Raw genomic sequence first — 2,775 nt, 5'->3', positions numbered from 1 at the left:
GGCACTGCGCCGCCGCACCCCGCGGGAGGACCGGGGGTGACGGCTCGCCGGGTGCTGGCCGGGCTGGCGGTCGCGCTGGCCGTGACGGGAGCGGTCGCGGTGACGGGGGCGGTCGCGTCCTCGCCACCGGGGCCGCACCGGGCGCTGCCCGGGGCCGTGGCGCCCGCGCCGTCCGCCGCACCCGGCCCGCTCGGCCGGTCGACGCCGGTCCGGCTCGACATCCCCGCGATCGACGTGCACAGCGGTCTGCTCGGGGTGGGCCTGGACCCCGACGGCACCATCGAGGAGCCGCCGCTGGACTCCCCCGACGCCGGCTGGTACGTCCACTCCCCCACGCCGGGTGAGACCGGCCCGGCCGTGCTGCTGGGGCACGTCGACTCCGCCCGCACCGGCCCCGGCGTCTTCCACGACCTGGCCGCGCTGCTGCCCGGCGACGGGATCAGCGTGCTGCGCGCCGACGGCAGCACCGCCGCGTTCGCCGTGGACCGCGTCGAGCGCCACCCGAAGGCCGAGTTCCCCACCGACGAGGTCTACGGCGACATCCCGCACGCCGGGCTGCGGCTGATCACCTGCGGTGGGGCGTTCGACCGGGGTACCGGGCACTACCGCGACAACGTCGTGGTGTACGCCAGTGCGGTGACAGCCGCGTGAGTCCGCCGTCGTTCGAGGCGTTCGTGCTGGCGACCGGGCCGGAGCTGGTGGTGTTCGCGCGCCGGCTCACCCTCGACCACCACCGGGCCGAGGACATCGTGCAGGACGTGCTCGCCCGGCTGGGGCTGTCCTGGTCGCGCCTGGGCGCCGTGGCCGACCTGCGCGCCTACGCCTACAAGGCGGTGCTGAACGACTTCCTGTCCTGGCGGCGGCGCCTGTCGTCGGGGGAACGGCCGTGGGCCGACCCCGGCGCCCGGCTGCGCGCCGCCGCCCCGGCCGCCGACGAGCGCATCGCCGACCGCGACCAGCTGCGCGAGGTGCTCGCCGTACTGCCGCCCGTGCAGCGCGCGGTGCTGGTGCTGCGCTACTACCACGACCGGCCCGACTCCGAGATCGCCGACCTGCTCGGCTGCCGGGAGGCCACCGTCCGTTCGCACGCGCACCGCGCCCTCGCGGCGCTGCGCGCCGCCCGCCCGACCGACCGAGCCAACGAGGGGAGCAGCCGATGACCGATCCCGAGGACGCCCTGCGGGCCGCGCTGCGCGACCCCGCCCTGGACGCCGCCCCGCCCGCGGGCGACATCCTGACCGGCGTGCTGCGCCGGCGCGACCAGCTGCGGCGACGCCGGCAGCGGCTGGCCACGGTCGCGGCCGCGGTGGCGGCCGTCGCGGTGCTGGGCGGGGTCACCACCGCCGTCGCCGCAGCGACGGGCGGGCAGGCCACCGTCGCCCCCGCCGACCGCCCGGACCCCTCGCCGGCCGTCCCGGCCCCGACGAGCAGCCTCCTGGAGCCCGTCCCCGCCGCGCCGGCCCCGGCGTCGTCCCTCCCGCCGTCCGGGTCCGTCCCACCGATGACGGCGGTGCCGCCCTTCACCCCCGAGCCGTCGAGCCCCACCGACGGCCCGAGCGCCGGCCCGGCCCTGCCGGAGCTCGGGCCGCCGGCCCCGGCGTCCGACCCGCCGCCGCTGGAGTCGACGCGCTCCCGTCCACGATGAGGCGCGGCCCGGAGCCGTCGAGAACGAAGTTGTCGCGAAAATGGACCGGTCCAACACGCGATAACGTCGTTCTCGACGGGCCGGTCAGCCGAGCAGGTGGTCGCGCAGCAGCGCCTCGGCCGCGCCGCCCCGCCCGTGCGCGGCCAGCAGGCCGGCGGGCGCCACCGTGAAGTCGGCGTCGACGACGACCGGCACCTCGCGCAGGGCCTCGGCCAGCACGGGGTCGGCCTGCACCGTCGACACCACCGCCTGCAGGGCACCGGGGCGCTCGCGCTGGCGGAACACGCCGCCGGAGAGCACCACGAGGCCGAGGCCGCCGGCGGCGTCGGTGTGGGCGCGCAGGTGGCGGCGCACGGCGATGACGGCGGCGACGGCGGCGATGCGGCGGTCCTCGGCGGCGCTGCCCGGGTCGCGCGGGACGTAGCCGACCTCGCTGGCCATCCGGGCCACGGTCGGCCCGAGCAGGGCCGCCTCCACCGGGTCGACGACGCCCTCGGCCTGCCCCGCGATCAGCACGCCCTCGGCGGCGGCGCGCATGCCGAGGTCGCCCTCGACGGTGCGCGAGCTGGGGCCGTCGAGGGCGGAGTGCACGTCGGTCGTCGCACAGCCGACGTCGACGAGCAGGACGCGGCACCCGCAGATGCGGGCGAGCTGCCCGGCGGCGTGCCCGACGGCGTCGGGGGTGGCGACCTTGGCCAGCCGGCGGAAGCGCGGCGTCGCGGAGGGGCCGCGGGCGCCGACGGCGTGCCGGGCGTAGAGGCGGGCCAGCGCCGCCCGGGCCGGCGCCGGGACGATCTCCCCGGGCCGGGGCATCACGTTGTCGGAGACGACGACCGTGCGGCCCGTGCCGCGCAGGAGGGCGACGGCGTCGTCGCGGGCCTCGGAGTTCGCGGCGAGCACGATCGGGAACCGGACGCGGGCGCGGGCCAGGCGCCCGGCGTTGTGCAGCAGGGCGGCGGGGTCGTCGCCGTCGGCGCCGCCGATGAGCAGCAGCACGCCCGGGCGGGCCGTGCGCAGCAGCCGCACGTCGGCCGGCTCCAGCGGGCCGCCGTGGACGTGCACGACGCGGGCGCCCGCCGAGCAGGCCACCCGGTGGCCGGCCTCGGTGGCGGCCAGCCGCTCCGACCCGG

4 protein-coding genes are annotated in these 2,775 nt (G+C 79.1%); 3 read left to right on the top strand and 1 reads right to left on the bottom strand.

Translation table 11 applies throughout. From position 1 onward, the window contains the following. The first annotated feature begins 36 nt into the window (after positions 1–36). From KIK08_RS38500 to KIK08_RS38490, 3 genes are read left to right on the top strand one after another with little or no spacing between them, the layout of a single operon-like run. Entirely contained in the window at positions 37–651 is a 615-nt protein-coding gene (locus tag KIK08_RS38500; protein WP_491063197.1) for a class F sortase, read from the top strand. After that, complete coding sequence (locus KIK08_RS38495; protein WP_308258163.1) at positions 648–1,160, top strand: sigma-70 family RNA polymerase sigma factor; 513 nt, start codon at positions 648–650, stop codon at positions 1,158–1,160. Before KIK08_RS38500 ends, KIK08_RS38495 begins: the two co-directional genes overlap by 4 nt. After that, the gene (locus KIK08_RS38490; protein ID WP_214408242.1) at positions 1,157–1,645 is read left to right on the top strand and encodes a hypothetical protein; all 489 of its coding nucleotides are present in this window, start codon (positions 1,157–1,159) and stop codon (positions 1,643–1,645) included. The genes KIK08_RS38495 and KIK08_RS38490 overlap by 4 nt, the downstream gene beginning before the upstream one ends. A gap of 84 nt (positions 1,646–1,729) precedes the next feature. Here KIK08_RS38490 and KIK08_RS38485 read toward each other — a convergent pair. Further along, positions 1,730–2,775, bottom strand: a 1,046-nt coding sequence (locus tag KIK08_RS38485; RefSeq protein ID WP_214408241.1) for a glutamate mutase L, incomplete at its 5' end; no start/stop codon positions are given.

The organism is Pseudonocardia lacus (assembly GCF_018531445.1).
In the GTDB taxonomy this organism is placed as follows: domain Bacteria; phylum Actinomycetota; class Actinomycetes; order Mycobacteriales; family Pseudonocardiaceae; genus Pseudonocardia; species Pseudonocardia lacus.
The sequence above is the reverse complement of the archived record's forward strand: the minus strand, read 5'-3'. Positions and strand labels throughout refer to the sequence as shown.

Coding starts and splice junctions, on each gene's coding strand:
- KIK08_RS38490 (WP_214408242.1), top strand. CDS start 1,157: ATGACCGATCCCGAGGACGCCCTGCGGGCCGCGCTGCGCGACCCCGCC.